Source organism: Anoxybacillus eryuanensis, assembly GCF_051200995.1.
Classification (GTDB): Bacteria; Bacillota; Bacilli; order Bacillales; family Anoxybacillaceae; genus Anoxybacillus; species Anoxybacillus tengchongensis.
Genome location: NZ_JBPODS010000001.1, coordinates 422,378 through 438,999, shown reverse-complemented (window position 1 = coordinate 438,999; position 16,622 = coordinate 422,378). Strand labels below are relative to the sequence as shown.

The window sequence follows — 16,622 nt, the reverse complement described above, 5'->3', positions numbered from 1 at the left end:
ACAGATCATGTCGTACACGGCTTGTCCTCTTTTTCTTTATGAAAAAGCACGGCTTCTTTCAAATGCTTATTTAACAATTCGTCAAGCTCTTGGCTGCATTGGATCGTTTCCTTCGCAGAAAAACCGTACATTTGCGCCAATTCAATTAATTGTCGTCTTTTCTTTTCGATGAGGGAAAGAGACATAAGATTCACCAACATTTTTCATTTTCGTAAACAGTCTGTAAATGACTGCGTGTATAAACTATTATACATATTATAAAGAAAAAGGAAATAGGATAATGTGTTGAAAAATGATTTTTTTTCAAAGGAGTTTAGCTATGAAAAAGAGAACATAATGATGTTCGATCATACAAAAGAGGGGATGAGAACATGAAGTTTGTTACAGCGCACGCCGGATCGGATGTGTTTGTAGGGGTTGTTCATGGGAAGAAAGTCGTTCATTTATCGAAAGCAGATGAAACGATACCGCATACGATGATCGAATGCATCGAACTTGGTGAATCGTTTATTGAAAAAGTGCAACGTGTGCTTGAACGTGTGCGACCAGAGTGGACGTATGAGCTTCGTGATGTTCAACTGCTTGCGCCGATTCCACGCCCGACAAAAAATATTTTTTGTATCGGAAAAAATTATGCCGATCATGCACAAGAAATGGGTGGCGAAGCAGATCGTGAAAATATCATTGTATTTTCGAAAGCGCCAACGACAGTGATCGGGCATGAGGGAACGATTTTACGCCATGCGGATGTAACCGATCAATTAGATTATGAAGGGGAGCTTGCGATTGTGATTGGGAAGAAGGGAAAAGCGATCCCGAAAGAACAGGCGCTCGATTACGTATTTGGTTATACGATTGTAAACGATGTGACGGCGCGCGATTTACAAGAACGACATAAACAATATTTACTTGGTAAAAGCTTAGATACGTCATGTCCGATGGGACCGTGGATCGTTCATCGGTCGGCAATTGCTGAGCCGCATGCGTTACATATTGAAACGAAAGTAAATGGTGAAGTGAGACAATCGGCAACGACAGCGCAATTTATTTTCGATATTCCAACAATCATTGCGACGTTGTCGAAAGGGATGACGTTAGAGCCGGGGGATGTGATTGCGACAGGAACGCCAGCTGGTGTTGGAAAAGGAATGAATCCGCCGCGCTTTTTACAGTCGGGGGATGTGATTGAAATTACAATTGAGCAAATTGGAACGTTACGAAATGTAGTCAAATAAAAAGCTGGGATGCCCCAGCTTTTTACTGTTCAAATACTTTTTTCACTTTTTCAATCGCCCAGTCGAGCTCTTCTTTTGTAATGACGAGCGGAGGGGCAAAGCGAATAACCGTATCGTGCGTTTCTTTACATAATAGCCCTTCTTGTTGCAGTTTTTCACAATATGGACGCGCTGGGACGTGTAATTCAACGCCGATAAACAACCCTCTGCCGCGCACTTCTTTAATGTCTGGATGGTTGATTTCGCGCAATTTTTCTTGGAAATATTGACCGAGCTCAAATGAACGCTCTGGTAATTTTTCCTCGATGATGACATCAAGCGCAGCGATCGAAACGGCGCAAGCGAGCGGATTGCCACCGAATGTCGATCCGTGCGAGCCTGGATTGAATACGCCAAGGATGTCGCGATTTGCGGCTACGCATGAAATTGGGAATACGCCACCACCGAGCGCCTTACCGAGAATGTACATATCTGGTTCAATTTCTTCCCAATCGCATGCAAACATTTTACCAGAGCGACCAAGCCCGGATTGAATTTCGTCGGCAATGTATAACACGTTATGTTGTTTACATACGTCATATGCGGCTTTTAAAAATCCTTCTGGTGGAATGTTAATGCCTGCTTCCCCTTGAATTGGCTCAAAAATAAACGCGGCTGTATTTGGAGTGATCGCTTGTTTGAGCGCTTCGACATCACCGAACGGAATGACTTTAATGCCCGGAAGCATCGGACCGAATCCACGTTTATATTCTGGGTTCGATGACATCGACACTGCTGTCATCGTCCGACCGTGGAAGTTATCTTCACAAACGATAATTTCCGCTTGATCAGCAGGAACGCCTTTGACGTCATATGCCCAGCGCCGCGCTGCTTTCACAGCTGTTTCGACCGCTTCTGCCCCTGTGTTCATCGGTAAAACCATCTCTTTTTTTGTTAATTTTGCCACTTTTTCATACCATGGACCGAGCTGGTCGTTATGGAATGCGCGCGATGTTAATGTAATTTTATTAGCTTGTTCAATAAGCGCTTGTACGATGCGCGGATGGCGATGTCCTTGGTTGACCGCTGAGTAAGCGCTTAACATATCCATATAACGATTACCTTCTGGGTCTTCTACCCATACACCTTCGCCTTTTGATAAGACGACTGGGAGTGGATGATAGTTATTTGCTCCGTATTTTTCTGTTAGTTCGATAATTTGTGCTGTTTTCACGTCAATCCCTCCTATTTCGATAGTCACATATATAACATACTTGAAGTGCATATAGAAAGTAAATAGAAAAGGAGAGCGTTTTCTTTTTCAATTCATATACAGGCGTGCTATCATAGGCATATATGAATTTGAGAAGGAAAGGAGCATGGTTATGACACATGCACATATTACAACGTGGGTCGTTGCGCTCATTTTATTTGTCGTTGCGATCTCTTTTCAAGCTAGGGGGCATGAAAAAACAAAAATGGTACACATGTTGTTGCGCCTGTTTTACATTTTGATTATTGCGACAGGCGCATGGATTTTACATAGCATGTCCTCATTTCCGTTTCTGTATATCGTCAAAGTGATTGTCGGCTTATGGGTCATCGGAACGATGGAAATGATTCTCGTTCGGACAGCAAAAGGGAAAAATACGAATGTTCTTTGGCTTCAGTTCATCGTAGCGTTCGTCGTTGTGCTATACCTTGGCTTTAAATTGCCGTTTGGTTTTTCATTCTTTTCGTAAAGTTGGCATATTCGCCAACTTTTTTCTTTTTCTATCATATGGAAATGTGCTATAATACAAATTGATTAATAATTGAAAAAATATTATAAAGAGAAAGAAAGAGTGGGAAAAAGGGGATGAAATTATTTCAAACAGTTTGCAACACGTTTGCGGATTGGGAACGGTGGGTAAGTGACTATCGTTTATATGAGTATGACCAACTAACGATTTTCGTTTCTTCGCTCTCTCCTTCGTTTCGCATGCAAGTCGAACAATACGTGCAACATCATTTACCCCAAGCAAAGTTGTTTCCGATGATTGGGGATGCATCGGAAATAGCAGTCATCTGTGCCCTCGTTTTTGACGAATGTCGAGCGGATTTAGACGAGATGCGTCAAAAAATGAAAATATCTGAACAATATTACCGCTCCTTATTTGAACACAATCCAGACATTGTATATTCCACTGATTTAGAAGGTAATTTCACAAGTGTCAATCCTGCATTTGAACGAGTATTTGGGTATAAAGCAGACGAAATTTTGCACACAAACTCGCTTGATTACATTAAAAAAGAAGACATTCCGCGCGTACGTCGCTATTTTTATCGTGCACTAAAAGGGAAGGTGCAACAATACAATTTAGAAATTCCAGCGAAATCAGGAGAGGTATATTTATTCCAAATTAAAAACGTTCCGATTATCGTTGACGGAAACAAGGTTGGTATTTACGGCATCGGACGTGACATTACTGAACAAAAGCGCGCGGAAGAACATATCAAATATATTGCATATCACGATATTGACACGGGGCTACCGAATCGACTGCAATTTACAAACATGGTGAAAAGCGCAATTGACAAAGCGAAAGAAAAAGGGGATTCCCTTGCAGTATTGTTTATTGATATGGATCGATTCAAAATCGTGAACGATACGATCGGTCATTACGGAGGAGATGAAATATTAAAGCAAATGGCGGAGCGAATAAAAAACATATTGCCATCTGGCGCGCATTTCGGTCGTTTTGGGGGAGATAAGTTTAGCTTATTGTTGACAAAACAAACGGACGTGCAAACGGTCGTCGAATGGACGAAAACATTGCTCCAACATATTGCTTTACCGATTGTATACGAAGAAAAAGAGTTTTTTTTAACTGCAAGCGTCGGTGTCAGTTTTTATCCAACAGATGGTGTAGATGCGCAGTCGCTATTAAAAAATGCAGATACAGCGGTCAATCGAGCGAAACAAAACGGCGGCAACAATGTGAAATTGTACGCGACAAAAATGAATGAACAAGTCATGCATCGCGTCGAGTTGGAACGATATTTACGAAAAGCGCTCGACAAAAATGAATGTTTTCTCGTTTATCAACCGCTTCTCGATTTAATGTCTGGGAAAATTATTGGGAGCGAAGCGTTGTTACGTTGGAAACATCCGAAAATCGGTCTTGTTTCTCCACTTGAGTTTATTCCGATTGCGGAAGAAATTGGTTTCATCCATGACCTCGGGCGCTGGGTGTTAACAGAAGCGTGCATGCAAACGAAAAAATGGCACGATCTCGGCTTTGATTCGTTAATGATTTCTGTCAACGTCTCAGCAACGCAATTTCAGCATCCGACGTTTTTTGAAGACGTCCAACAAGCGCTCAAGCAATCGCAACTGCCTGCGCATTGTTTGCATTTAGAATTAACAGAAAGTTCGATGTTGCGCAATATGTATTACAGCATCCACGTCATGAAAAAACTGCAACAGCTTGGCGTACACGTGTCGATTGATGATTTTGGCACAGGCTATTCATCGCTGAGTTACTTAAAAGATTTGCCGATTAACACGTTAAAAATTGACCGATCGTTTATTTATCAGCTTCATAAAGATCGCTCAGATATTGCGATCGTCAAATCGATTATTACGATGGGGCACGGTTTGCGCTTAAAAGTTGTCGCAGAAGGTGTCGAAACGGCTGAACAAATGAAATTGTTGAAACGATTAAAATGTCATTATGCGCAAGGATACGCCATTTTTAAACCACTTCCGGCCGAACAGTTTGAACAACAAGTATTGCAGGGAAGCCAATCGATGATTCAATGATCGAGTTGTACGCCAATCATTTTTTTTCCTGTTTGCAACGTTAGTTCGAAACGGTTTTGTTTCCCGTCAAAATAATGTTGGACGTTACACATGTCGAGCGAGTTGTCGAACATTAAAAAATTAACCCCTTTTTCAGCAAATAACATATAGTTATAACAATACAAACAGTCATATACGGAAAAATTCCATTCGTTAATTAAATGAATGAAATGGAAAAACGCGTGATCGGGTAGCTGAGCAAGCCATTGTTCGTATGCGTGCGACAACGGTTTCATGTAGCGAAGACGATCACCGTTTTTTAATGTATAACGTTCCGACATATATATGTCTCCATGTTCTCCGAGCCATCCTTTCACCCATTGACCGAAGCGAAACAATTCCACTTCTTCAGGCAAACTGATGAACTCATGCGCTTCATCATCTTCATCAAAAAACACCCATTCGCCATTTACTTGTTCAACAACACCATAGATGTAAGCACGTTTTTGTGTGCGCAATGTTGTAAGGCGATCCATTCGTTTCCCTCCTTTTATGTCAATTCCCTCCGTACGCCATTATAGACAACTCATCATTTATATAAACGATGCATAAAATAAAAGCATGCTTCATACTTGTTCACAACAGAAGGGAATGATTGACGTGTGCGGAATTACCGGATGGGTTCATTTTGGACGTCGTTTACATCAAGAGAAAGAAACGGTGCTCAAGATGGCCAATACGCTCTCTTTCCGAGGGCCGGATGATACGAACGTTTGGCTTGATGATCATGTTGCATTTGGACATAAGCGGCTTGTCGTTGTCGATCCAGCAGGTGGCGTTCAACCGATGACGCGAACGAAAAACGGCTATGATTATACGATTTGTTATAATGGCGAACTGTATAATACGGAAGATATTCGTAAGCAGTTATTGAAAAAAGGATATACGTTTCAAGGACATTCGGATACAGAGGTGTTGCTTACCGCATATATGGAATGGCGCGAACAATGCGTCGATCATTTCAATGGCATTTTTGCATTTGCGGTGTGGGATGGTGAACGAAAGCAGCTATTTTTAGCGCGCGATCGTCTAGGTGTCAAACCGCTCTTTTATCGTCATGAACAAGGAGAGTTTTTATTCGCTTCGGAAATTAAAGCGATTTTAGCGCATCCAAACGTTCGAGCAGAAATTGATCGCGAAAGTTTATGCGAAATTTTAGCGCTTGGCCCGTCGCGCACTCCGGGACATGGCGTATTTCGAACGATTTATGAACTGCGACCGGCCCATGCGATGATCGTTGCTGAGCGTGGCGTGCATCAATGGCGCTATTGGAACGTACAAAGCGTACCGCATGTCCATTCATTTGATGAAACGGTCGAGCATATTCGAACATTGCTCATTGATGCGATTACACGTCAACTTGTGTCAGATGTTCCGGTGTGTACGTTTTTGTCAGGTGGCGTTGACTCAAGCGCCATTACAGCGATTGCGGCGCAGGCGTTTGAACGAGAAGGAAAAGGACCGCTTCATACGTATTCGATTGATTACGAAGAAAACGAACAATATTTTACAGCCAACGCATTTCAACCGAATAGCGACGGGCCGTGGATTAAGCAAATGACCGATGCGTTTCAAACCGTCCATCATACGTGTGTCATTTCGCAACAACAGTTAGCTGATGAATTGCAAGCGGCGGTGATGGCACGCGACTTACCGGGGATGGCGGATATTGATTCATCACTTCTCTGGTTTTGTCGTCAAATAAAGCAACAGTTTGTTGTTAGTTTGTCGGGTGAATGTGCCGACGAAATTTTCGGAGGCTACCCGTGGTTTCATAGAAAAGAAGACTTCGAGCGTGACGGATTTCCGTGGATGCGGTCGTTAAATGAACGGTTCGATCTTTTACATGAAACGTGGCGCGAAAAACTGCCACTTCATGAGTATGCGCATATGCGTTATAAACAAACGCTTCGTGAAGTTCCTCACGCAGACGGAGAAAGCGCAGAAGAAGCGCGCCGCCGCGAATTATTTTATTTAAATATGGTTTGGTTTATGACGACGCTTTTAGATCGAAAAGACCGAATGAGCATGGCGGCAAGTTTAGAAGTGCGCGTGCCGTTTGCCGATCATCGCCTCGTCGAGTATGTATGGAACATTCCGTGGGAGATGAAAATGCATAACAATCGTGAAAAAGGCATTTTACGTAAAGCGTTGGAAGGGATTTTGCCAAATGACGTTTTGTATCGGAAAAAAAGTCCGTATCCAAAAACGCATCATCCGCGTTATACCGACATCGTTGCTGAACGGTTAGGGACGATTTTAACAAATCGTTCATCCGTTTTGTACGAATTGTTTGATGAAAAGAAGTTAAAACAATTAGTTGAGACAAAAGGAAACTCGTTTCGCATCCCATGGTTTGGTCAACTCATGTCTGGTCCGCAACTTTTAGCGTATTTCATTCAATTTCATGAATGGTTTGAGCATTACAACATTCATTTAAAAGACAGCTAAAAATGGCTGTCTTTTTTCTTTCTTGTTTCTTTATTATCTTGTATAATATTTGTATAACTTTTGTTTAATGGAGTGGATAACGTGAAAAAAATTGTTGTCGTTGGGGCGGGACCTGGTGGGCTTGCGGCGGCGATGTTGCTTGCCGCGAAAGGATATGACGTTTCCGTATTCGAAAAACAATCGTACGTAGGCGGGCGAAATGGACGATTCGAGCTGGGACCGTATCGCTTTGACATCGGTCCGACGTTTTTAAGCATGCCTCATATTATTGAAGAACTATTTACAGCCGCAGGAAGAAACATACATGACTACGTGAAACTAGTTGAATTAAATCCGATGTATGAACTTATTTTTCCTGATGTGAAGTTAGCGATGACGATGGATCGGCAGCGAATGAAAGAACAAATTGCTGCGCTATTTCCAGGGGACGAAGATGGTTATGAGCGGTTTATGAATGAAAACGAGCGGAAGTTGCAGGCGCTTGCACCCATTTTGCAAAGGAAAATGGACAGATTATACCATTATTTGCGACCGACGGTATTAAAAGCGTTGCCGCAATTGACGTTATCGCAGTCGCTATACGACATATTAAGTCGATATTTTCATGATGAGCGCCTTCGTTTAGCATTTACGTTTCAAGCGAAATATTTAGGGATGTCCCCGTGGGAATGTCCGGGTGCGTTTTCCATTTTATCGTATATGGAACATGCGTACGGCATTTATCACGTCATCGGTGGATTAAACGAAATTCCGAAAGCGATGGCGCGCATCGTTGCAGAATATGGGGGGCGCGTACATGTCAACACAGGGGTAAAAAAGCTTTGGCTTGATGGCCGTACGGTGAAAGGCGTCATATTAGAAAACGGTGAAAAAGTGGCGGCTGATGAAGTCATTATGAATGCGGATTTTGCTTATGCGATGACAAATCTCGTTGATGATGGGGTATTAAACAAATATCGCAAAGAAAAATTGCAACAAAAGAAATATTCATGTTCAACGTTTATGATGTATGTCGGGATAAACAAGCCGGTGGATCTTGCCCATCATACGATTATATTTGCGGATGATTATAAGCGAAATGTCGATGAAATTACGAAAGAAAAAACGATTCCGCACGATCCATCGATTTACGTACAAAATGCGATCGTCACAGATGAGACAGTCGCACCAAAAGGAAAAAGTGCGCTTTACATTTTAGCCCCTGTACCGAACAATACGAGCGGAATTGATTGGGAAACAGAGAAAGAACCGTTTCGCCAAAAACTATGGGATACGCTCGCGAAAAAGTTAGGATGGGGGCGTATGGAACAACATATTGAATATGAAAAAATCATTACCCCACATGATTGGCAACATGACATGTTCGTTTACGAAGGGGCGACATTTAACTTAGGGCATCAGTTGTCGCAAATGATGGTGTTTCGTCCACATAACGAATTTGAAGAGTTAGAGCATTGCTGGCTTGTCGGTGGTGGGACGCATCCGGGAAGCGGTTTGCCGACGATTTTTGAATCGGCTCGCATTACCGCAAACGGCATATTGCACGCTCATCGTCAACCGCTTATTCCTGTTGGCGCTTTGCCGAAACGGAGGGAAGCGTGATGAACATTGCCGTTGTCGGTGGCGGAATTGGTGGAATGATGACGGCGTTATGGCTAGCGAAACGCGGCGCGCATGTGACGATCTTTGAACAAAACGATCGACTTGGTGGACGGCTTTCGTTTATTGAGCGAGACGGGTTTCGCATCGATGCTGGTCCAACGATTGTATTATTGCCAGAGAAGCTGCGCACCTTCCTTTCCGATGTTGGTATAACAGAAGATGAATACGAGCTTGTTCGCTGCGATCCGATGTATACGATTCATTTTTCAGACGGCGTATCGTATACAAAGTACGCGGATGTAGAAAGACAAAAACAAGAAATTGCTCGCCTGTTTCCTGGAGAAGAAAAAGGATTTCAACGTTTTATGAATGAGATGAGGGAATATTTTGCAAAAGGCGATGAGCTCATTTTAACGAAGTCATTTATAAAGAAACAAACGTTTTTCACGAAAGAAACGATGGCGCTTTTTTCGCGCATGCGCGCCTATCAATCTGTGAAAACGAGCATGGCGCGTTATTTTCACGATGAACGGTTGCAGCTTGCTTATTCGTTACAAACGTTATATATTGGCGGCAATCCGTATACAACGCCATCGCTTTACTCGCTCGTTCCGTTTAGCGAGCATGCGCACGGCGTGTATTACGTAAAAGGTGGCTACGCAAGTCTCGTTTCTTTACTTGCAAGAAAGCTAGAAGAAGCGGGTGTCACCGTCCGACTGCAAACGAAAGTTGAGCAGTATGAAGTGAACGGCTCCACTGTTGAGGCGCTTTATGCGAAAGGAGAAAAGCATCGTTTTGATGCATTTGTTATGAATACCGATGAGCCGACGATGATGACGAAAAAAAGAAGATGGATCCCTTCATCGAGCTGTGTACTGCTTTATATGGGGCTTCGGAAAACGTACGATGCACCAATTCATCAATTTTTTTTACCCCATGATTTTCAACAACATATGGGCGATGTATTTGATCGCAAAGTCGTTCCGCAAGATCCGTCATTTTATACGTTTTATCCGTCAGCGGTCGATCGTAAGCTCGCACCTGAAGGAAAAAGTGTGCTATATGTGTTAATTCCTGTACCAGCTGGACGGCATATCGATTGGATGAAACAAGATCGTTGGACCACCCGCATCGTCGATGAAGTAGAAAAACGGGCGTTTCCGAATGTCAAACAGGCGATCGAGTGGATGCACGTGCGTACGCCGCTTGATGCGCACAGAGAAGGGTTGTATGATGGCGGCATGTTTGGGATCGCACCGACGTTATTTCAATCCGGTCCATTTCGCCCACAAGTGAAGTCGACACGTTACGAAAACGTATATGGCGTTGGTGCGTCGATTCATCCCGGTGGCGGAGTGCCGGTTGTTATGCAAGGGGCAAAGTTATGTGCACAACAAATATCGCGTGATTGGAGTGGAGAATGATGAATATCAGGCAAGCGTATGCGCAATGTGAAGCGGTGACGGCACATCATTCGAAAACGTTTTATCGGGCATTTTCCGTTTTACCGTTACATGATCGTAATGCGATTTGGGCGATTTACGCATTTTGTCGTCGCGTCGATGATATTGTTGATGAAGGAACACAGCCACATCAACAACTACGACAGTTTGAAAAACAATGGGAATCGTTTTTAGGTGGATATACAGAAAATGACTTTATGTGGGTAGCGCTTCGCGACGTATTTTCCCGCTATGATATGGACGCTGAACCGTTTTCACATATGATTGAAGGACAAAAAATGGATTTGACTGTTCATCGTTATGATACGTTTTCCCAGTTGTTGCGCTATTGTTATTGTGTCGCAAGCACCGTTGGCTTAATGTTATTGCCGATTTTAGCGCCGCATCGTCGCGAGCAGCTAAAAGAAAGCGCCATCGCGCTTGGAGAAGCGATGCAACTGACGAACATTTTGCGCGACGTCGGAGAAGATATAGCGCGTGGTCGTATTTATTTACCGCGTGAATGGATGAGCGTGTATGGGGTAAGTGAACAAGATATCGCTTTTGGTCGGGTGACGAACGCATTTATCGATTTATGGGAACATATTGCACAAAAGGCAGAAGAGAAATATACGTATGCCGAAGCGGCATTTTCGCTTTATCCACTTTCAGCACGTTTTGCCGTACGGGGAGCGACATTGATGTACAAAAGCATTTTACATGTTGTTCGTGAGCAACAATATGACGTATTTGCGAAGCGGGCGTTTGTGTCGGAAGAACGAAAAAAAGCGTTGCTCCAACAAATTGGGGGCGAAAACGTTGAAGTGGGGTGAGCGCTTATACCGCCTTTTTCTCATTTGGTATGGATGCGGACTTGTGCTCGTCGGTTTTCATCTTCTACCGCCGTGGTTAGAATGGGCGAACGTTGTTTTTTTAATGCTTGCTGGAATGATTGGTGCATTATTTTTAATTGAAAGGTACGGTCGACGGGGGATCATCGCAACAATTGCGATCTTCATTGGTACGATGGCGGTCGAGTATGTTGGGGCGACGTATAGTCTCATTTTTGGCTCATATGATTATACGAATCAATTTGGTATGACCATATTTGGTGTTCCAATAGCGATCGGCTTTGCTTGGCTTGCTGTGATCGGTTGTACGCATGCGCTCGCGTTACGTTTCGTTCCGCCAATGAGACCTATTGTTGCTTCCGTTGTTGGCGCATCTTTGGCGGTTGTATTAGATTTAGTGATTGACCCGGTCGCATATGTTGCGAAACAATATTGGCTTTGGGAAGGAACGAGCATATATTATAACGTTCCGCTTCAAAATTTTGCTGGGTGGTTTGTTGTTGCGTTTGTCATTCATCGTTTATTGTTCGTTCTTCCCGCACGCAAGGCAAGTTTAGAAAGGAGAGCGATTTCTCTTTTTTTTCTTCTTGACGCGATGTTTTTATTTCTTGCGTTACTAGAACAATTGTACGTTGCTTTTTTGCTTGGGTTATCGCTTGCGACGTTTATTTTTTGGAAATGGAGACGGTCGGCATGATTAAAGCGAAAAAAAGTCGTTCGTTTGCATGGATGTTTTCCCTTTACAACGCATGGTTGTTGCGCACGTCGTTTCATCGGCTATATGTGCGTGGACGCATCGTGCGCACACCCGCATTATATGTCGCGAATCATAGTTCATGGTGGGATGGGCTAATCGCCTTTCAATTGAGCCGTTTTCTGTTTCAACAAAATAGTTATGCGATGATGAGTGAAGAAGGGTTAAAACAATATCCGTTTTTTCGTAAGCTTGGCGGTTTTTCGATTGATCGGACGAAACGAAAAGAAATAATGAAGTCGCTTGACTACGCCGTTTCGTTATTGTGCGATGGAAACAGCGTTTGGATGTTTCCACAAGGGGAAGAACAACATATTGAAAAACGTCCACTTCAGTTTTTTACAGGGGCCATATATGTAGCGGAACGAGCGAACGTGCCGATCATACCGCTTGCGTTTTATCATAGTTTTCGTCACCATCGTAAGCCGGAATGGTTTATTCATATTGGCGAGCCGTTATGGGTGGCTCATATGACAGGAAGCGATCGGAAGGAAAAAACGGCTGAACTCGAACGCATTTGCACCGCACAACTAGATGAAGTGAAGAGGTTGGTTGTGAGTGAACAGCTTCAATCGTTTACACGTTGGAACGGAGGGGCGTTATGATCGGGGTGTGGGTAAGTTTTTTCATTTGGACCGTTTTTAACGCTTTGTTTCTTATTTCGCTTCCGAAACGTCCACAAATCGTCGCTCGCCCGCTTGTCAGTGTCCTCGTTCCTCTTCGCAATGAAGAGCGGAATGTTGTCCGTCTCGTTCGTTCGTTAAAGCAGTTGACGTATGAGTCAGTCGAATTTTTGCTTCTTGATGACCAATCGACTGATCGCACGTATGAGTTATTGTTGAAAGAAACGAAAGAGGACGATCGTTTTCAAATATGGCAAGGGAAGCCTCTTCCTAACGGTTGGGTAGGGAAAGTGCATGCGTGTCATCAACTGGCGAAGGAGGCGAAAGGGGCGTATTTGTTTTTTATTGATGCGGATGTCGAGTTAAAGCCTGCAGTCATTGAAAAATTGTTGGCGGTCGCCACTGCGTATGATGCGAAATTAGTGACGGGTTTTCCGTCGTTTCATCCGTCGTCGCTTCCACTGATAGGCAAATGGCTCGTGCCGTTGCAACATTTTTTTATTTTGTTTCATTTGCCGTTATTTTTAGCGAATTATACGCATATGCGTTCGGCGACCGCAGCGCACGGAGCATGTTTGTTTTTCGAACGCGCGGCGTATGAAGCGATCGGTGGGCATGCGTCTGTAAAAAGTGAGCTCGTTGAAGATGTGATGATTGCCCGCAAAATGAAAGAACATCGGTATCGTGTCATCCTTGCGAACGTAAGCACTGATGTCGTTTGCTATATGTATGAAACGAATAAAGAAGTATGGGAAGGTTTTTTAAAAAATGTATATGTCGGGTTAAATCGCTCGCCGTTTTTTGTTTTGATGTTCACGATGTTTTACGGACTATTTTACGTCGCACCGCTCATTGTTGCTCCGCTAGCGTTGATGTATGGGATAACGTATGCGCTGCCGCTCATCATCGTTATTGCTCAAAAAGCGTATGTCGAATGGAAGACAGAGCGTTCGATTTCGACGTGTTATTGGATGCCGATAAGTGCAGGAGCGTTTATCGCATTAATGTATGCATCGATGCGCGCGAAACGTTATGAATGGAAAGGGAGGACGTACACGTGAAAAAAGTCGTCATTATTGGCGGTGGGCTCGGTGGGTTGTCTGCCGCTGTGACGCTCGCCCATCGCGGTGTGGATGTGCAGTTATTTGAAAAAAATCGCCATTTTGGCGGGAAGTTAATGCCCGTTCAACTTGGCGACTATTATTTTGATTTTGGGCCGAATACGATTACGATGCCGTTTGTGTTTCGCCACGTCATTGAGCAAACAGGTGAGCGCCTTGAAGATTACATGACGTTTCGGAAATTGGCTGTCCATACGAAAAACGTGTACGAAGACGGCACAACGTTTTTTCTGTCAAGCGATCGCGACTATATGAAAGAGCAGCTTGCGCGTATTGATCGCATCGGGGCGTTGCGATACGACGATTTTATTCGCGAAGTGGAGCGGCTGTATAAACTCGCGAAAACGTACTTTTTTCCGCGCATGTTTCGCTCGTTTGTTGATTATATGTCGCCATCGCTTGCGCTTGCTCTTTTGTCTGCTCGTCCGTTTGAGACGCTTCATTCTTTTTTTAGCCGCTATTTTACAAATGAACATGTCATTCAAGCGTACGACCGTTATGCGACGTATATTGGTTCATCACCGTATATGGCGCCAGCGACGTTTGCGATGATCGCCTATTTAGAAATGGTTGACGGGGTATATTATGTGGAAGGAGGAAACGCCCGAATTGCCCATACGTTTGCGATGCTTGTGAAACGAGCAGGGGCAACGTTACATACGAATCGGGCGGTCAAACGCGTCATTGTAAAAAACGGTACGGTAAAAGGAGTCGAGCTTGAAGATGGGGAAAAGGTGGAAGCGGACGTCGTCATTATGAATGCCGATTTGTTGCGGGCATATCGAGAGCTTGTTGATCCTCACGATCGTTCGTATGAACGAGCTGAGCCGTCCATTTCTGCATTTGTCATGTTAGTTGGTACAAAACAAACATGGGATGATTTAGCTCATCACAACGTTTTCTTTTCGGCGAATTATAAACAAGAGTTTGAACATCTATTTGCCGGACGGTATAGCGAACATCCGACAATATACGTTTGCGCTCCGCCGTTTACAACCGATGGTACATCGTTGTTCGTGCTAGTGAATGCTCCGCCGCTTACGAAAGATGGGCGTATGCAAGTCGATGAACAAGCATATAAGCAGCTCGTGTATGAAAGGCTTCGGGCATATGGGTTGGACATTGTACCAGATGTCGAACAAGTGATCACTCCGCTTCATATGGCGGAACAGTTTGGCGCATATCGCGGGGCGTTATATGGGATGGCGTCCAATCGACGTCGGGATACGTTTTTACGTCCGTCGAACGCATGTCGGCAGGTGAAAGGGTTATATTTTGTTGGCGGGACGACCCACCCAGGAGGCGGGTCGCCGATGGTTGTCATTAGCGGACAAAATGTCGCGAACCATTTGCTCGGTGCTAAGCTGTCGCTTCCTTTTTGACGAACGATTTTGTGCGCCATACGTTTGATTTCCAACGCCAATAGACGAGCAAGCCACGTAACCATTCGTCCGCAGTAAACGCGAGCCAGATACCGACTAAGCCGAGATCGAGCGAAATGCCAAGCACATAAGCAAGCGGAACGCTCACCCCCCACATTGAAGCGATGCCGATATAGACGGGAAATTTCACATCGCCGGCCGCGCGTAAAGAGTTAATGATGACGAGATTAAACGAACGCCCTGGTTCAAGAAGCATCGTAAGTAAAATGAGCGTTCCGCCTGTTTCAATCATCTGTTTGTTACTTGTGAAAATGGAAAACAGTTGATCAGAAAAAACGGAAAACAACGCTGCTATCGTAAACGAAATGATGACTGCAAGACGCAAACTTCGTAAGCAACGGGTATACGCTTCATGAAAGCGTTCTGCCCCAACGAGATGACCGATGATGATTTGCGTCCCTTGCCCAATGGCGACGCTAAATAAAAAAATAAACATCATGATGTTTTGTGTGTATACTCTCGTCGTTAACGCCTCAGTGCCGAGCATTGTAATGAAATAGGTGATGGCAAGTTGTGACGTATTGTAAGCGACATGCTCGCCAGCCGATGGGATGCCAATTTTTAATAATTGTTTGATGTAACTAAATGCAAACGCCTCTTTCGATAAAAGCGGGAGAGGGTGCGGGAGACGTTTCATGATGAGCAAAAATCCAATGACAAGCCCGATGATACGGCTAATCGTTGTTGACCAAGCGACCCCTTCAACACCTAAAACCGGTAAGCCGAACGGTCCGAACAACACGAAATAGTTGCCGATGATGTTTAATATGTTCACCCCAATTGTAATATTCATCATATCGCGTGTAAAACCGTAGCTACGTAAAATGGCGCCAAGCGTCATAATAAGCGCTTGCACAAACGAAAAGCCACCAACAATCCATAAATAAGCACGCGCATCAGCCATCAACTCGTGTGGAACGTTCATTAGTTGAAGTAAACGATCGCTTCCTGCCCAAAGCGCAATGCTTAATATGACGCCAAATAACAAATTCGCCCAAATGGAAGTCGCCCCAATATAGGAAGCTGTTTTTTCATCATTTGCTCCAGCATATTGCGCAATTAAAATCGATGTGCCGGTCGCGATAAAACCAAACATGACAACGACCATAAACAATAGTTGATTCGCAACACCGACAGCCGCCACCGCTTCATCAGCATATTGACTGAGCATAAACGTATCGGCATTGCCCGTCAACATATGAAGCATCAATTCAATAAAAATGGGCCATGTGAGCGCAAATAAAGAAAGCTTTTTTGCCAAACAAGACAACCCCTTTA

The 16,622-nt window shown here is 43.9% G+C and carries 15 protein-coding genes; 11 read left to right on the top strand and 4 right to left on the bottom strand.

The window, feature by feature from the left end:
- Positions 1-5: 5 nt before the first annotated feature.
- A complete protein-coding gene (locus tag HNQ84_RS02290; protein WP_035046237.1) occupies positions 6-185 on the bottom strand; it encodes an aspartyl-phosphate phosphatase Spo0E family protein in 180 nt (59 codons plus the stop codon).
- 186 nt (positions 186-371) lie between these two features.
- Between HNQ84_RS02290 and HNQ84_RS02285 the strand changes: the two genes are divergently transcribed.
- Positions 372-1,235: a fumarylacetoacetate hydrolase family protein gene (locus HNQ84_RS02285; RefSeq protein WP_435621000.1), complete on the top strand. Its 864-nt coding sequence runs from the start codon at positions 372-374 to the stop codon at positions 1,233-1,235.
- 22 nt (positions 1,236-1,257) lie between these two features.
- Here HNQ84_RS02285 and HNQ84_RS02280 read toward each other — a convergent pair whose 3' ends face one another.
- Positions 1,258-2,499, bottom strand: a complete 1,242-nt coding sequence (locus HNQ84_RS02280) for an ornithine--oxo-acid transaminase (protein ID WP_435620999.1) — start codon at positions 2,497-2,499, stop codon at positions 1,258-1,260.
- 100 nt (positions 2,500-2,599) lie between these two features.
- Here HNQ84_RS02280 and HNQ84_RS02275 point away from each other — a divergent pair, with 100 nt between their 5' ends.
- Entirely contained in the window at positions 2,600-2,956 is a 357-nt protein-coding gene (locus HNQ84_RS02275; RefSeq protein WP_435621022.1) for a YisL family protein, read from the top strand.
- A 116-nt stretch (positions 2,957-3,072) separates the two neighbouring features.
- Positions 3,073-5,019 (top strand): putative bifunctional diguanylate cyclase/phosphodiesterase, encoded by a 1,947-nt coding sequence (locus tag HNQ84_RS02270; RefSeq protein ID WP_435620998.1) that lies wholly within the window; start codon positions 3,073-3,075, stop codon positions 5,017-5,019.
- Here HNQ84_RS02270 and HNQ84_RS02265 read toward each other — a convergent pair.
- Positions 5,013-5,534 carry a DUF2777 family protein gene (locus HNQ84_RS02265; protein WP_183248451.1) on the bottom strand — a complete coding sequence of 174 codons (522 nt, stop codon included), beginning with the start codon at positions 5,532-5,534 and terminating at the stop codon, positions 5,013-5,015. The genes HNQ84_RS02270 and HNQ84_RS02265 overlap by 7 nt on opposite strands.
- Before the next feature lie 124 nt (positions 5,535-5,658).
- Here HNQ84_RS02265 and asnB point away from each other — a divergent pair, with 124 nt between their 5' ends.
- From asnB to HNQ84_RS02225, 8 genes are all read left to right on the top strand, one after another.
- Positions 5,659-7,509, top strand: coding sequence for an asparagine synthase (glutamine-hydrolyzing) (gene asnB, locus HNQ84_RS02260; protein WP_435621021.1), 1,851 nt, complete (start codon positions 5,659-5,661; stop codon positions 7,507-7,509).
- A gap of 81 nt (positions 7,510-7,590) precedes the next feature.
- Entirely contained in the window at positions 7,591-9,111 is a 1,521-nt protein-coding gene (locus HNQ84_RS02255; RefSeq protein WP_435620997.1) for a phytoene desaturase family protein, read from the top strand.
- The gene (locus tag HNQ84_RS02250) at positions 9,111-10,535 is read left to right on the top strand and encodes a phytoene desaturase family protein (protein ID WP_435620996.1); all 1,425 of its coding nucleotides are present in this window, start codon (positions 9,111-9,113) and stop codon (positions 10,533-10,535) included. Before HNQ84_RS02255 ends, HNQ84_RS02250 begins: the two co-directional genes overlap by 1 nt.
- Entirely contained in the window at positions 10,535-11,386 is an 852-nt protein-coding gene (locus HNQ84_RS02245) for a phytoene/squalene synthase family protein (protein WP_082435671.1), read from the top strand. The genes HNQ84_RS02250 and HNQ84_RS02245 overlap by 1 nt, the downstream gene beginning before the upstream one ends.
- The gene (locus tag HNQ84_RS02240; protein ID WP_435620995.1) at positions 11,373-12,101 is read left to right on the top strand and encodes a carotenoid biosynthesis protein; all 729 of its coding nucleotides are present in this window, start codon (positions 11,373-11,375) and stop codon (positions 12,099-12,101) included. The genes HNQ84_RS02245 and HNQ84_RS02240 overlap by 14 nt, the downstream gene beginning before the upstream one ends.
- Positions 12,098-12,763 carry a lysophospholipid acyltransferase family protein gene (locus tag HNQ84_RS02235; protein WP_435620994.1) on the top strand — a complete coding sequence of 222 codons (666 nt, stop codon included), beginning with the start codon at positions 12,098-12,100 and terminating at the stop codon, positions 12,761-12,763. The genes HNQ84_RS02240 and HNQ84_RS02235 overlap by 4 nt, the downstream gene beginning before the upstream one ends.
- Positions 12,760-13,842, top strand: coding sequence for a glycosyltransferase family 2 protein (locus tag HNQ84_RS02230; protein WP_435620993.1), 1,083 nt, complete (start codon positions 12,760-12,762; stop codon positions 13,840-13,842). The genes HNQ84_RS02235 and HNQ84_RS02230 overlap by 4 nt, the downstream gene beginning before the upstream one ends.
- A complete protein-coding gene (locus HNQ84_RS02225; protein ID WP_435620992.1) occupies positions 13,818-15,284 on the top strand; it encodes a phytoene desaturase family protein in 1,467 nt (488 codons plus the stop codon). The genes HNQ84_RS02230 and HNQ84_RS02225 overlap by 25 nt, the downstream gene beginning before the upstream one ends.
- On the opposite strand, the gene HNQ84_RS02220 is transcribed toward HNQ84_RS02225, so the two are convergent.
- The gene (locus HNQ84_RS02220) at positions 15,262-16,605 is read right to left on the bottom strand and encodes an MATE family efflux transporter (protein ID WP_435620991.1); all 1,344 of its coding nucleotides are present in this window, start codon (positions 16,603-16,605) and stop codon (positions 15,262-15,264) included. The two genes, HNQ84_RS02225 and HNQ84_RS02220, sit on opposite strands and share 23 nt — an antisense overlap.
- Between the last annotated feature and the right edge of the window lie 17 nt (positions 16,606-16,622).